General features: G+C 65.6%; 1 protein-coding gene. It reads right to left on the bottom strand.

The window, feature by feature from the left end; all coding sequences use genetic code 11:
• Nucleotides 1-706, bottom strand: a 706-nt coding sequence (locus tag DYI24_RS27370; RefSeq protein WP_205523721.1) for a PLP-dependent transferase, incomplete at both ends; no start/stop codon positions are given.

Genomic DNA, 706 nt, shown 5'->3' with positions numbered 1-706 from the left:
GTTCTGCGCCAGATAGTCCGCGATCCGCGCCGCATTGGCAGTCTGCTGGCGGATGCGCAGCGGCAGCGTCTCGACGCCCTGAATCAACTGAAACGCGTTCTGCGGCGACAACGCCGGACCAAGGTCGCGCAACAGGCCGGCGCGCGCCGCAAACGCATAGGCAACCGGACCGAACGGCCGGGCGATGTCCGGCCAGTTGCGGCCGTTGTAGGATGGATCGGGGCCTTTGATCAGCCGATGACGGTCGGCAAACTCTTCCCACGGGAACTGGCCGCTATCGATGATGACGCCGCCAATCGTGGTGCCGTGCCCGCCGATATATTTGGTGGCTGAATGCACCACGATGGCCGCGCCATGCTCGATCGGCCGCGCCAGTAGCGGCGCCGCGGTGTTGTCGATGATCAGCGGAATGCCGAAGCTGCGGCCGATGTCGGCGACTTCGCGGATCGGAAACACGTTGAGCTTCGGATTCGGCAGAGTCTCGCCGAAATACAGCCGGGTGCGATCGTCGGTGGCGGCGCGGAACGCCTCGGGGTCGGACGGATCGACAAAACGCGCCTCGATGCCGAACTGCTTCAGCCGGTTGGCGAAGAAATTCCAGGTGCCGCCGTAGAGATCGGTGCCGGTGACGATGTTGTCGCCGGCCTGCACCAACGTCAGCACCGACAGCGCCACCGCAGCCTGACCCGATGCCAGCGCCAGCGCC

Source organism: Rhodopseudomonas sp. BR0C11 (assembly GCF_010820945.1).
GTDB classification, from domain to species: domain Bacteria; phylum Pseudomonadota; class Alphaproteobacteria; order Rhizobiales; family Xanthobacteraceae; genus Rhodopseudomonas; species Rhodopseudomonas palustris_H.
Note: the sequence above shows the minus strand (reverse complement) of the source record. Positions and strands in the feature narration are given on the sequence as shown.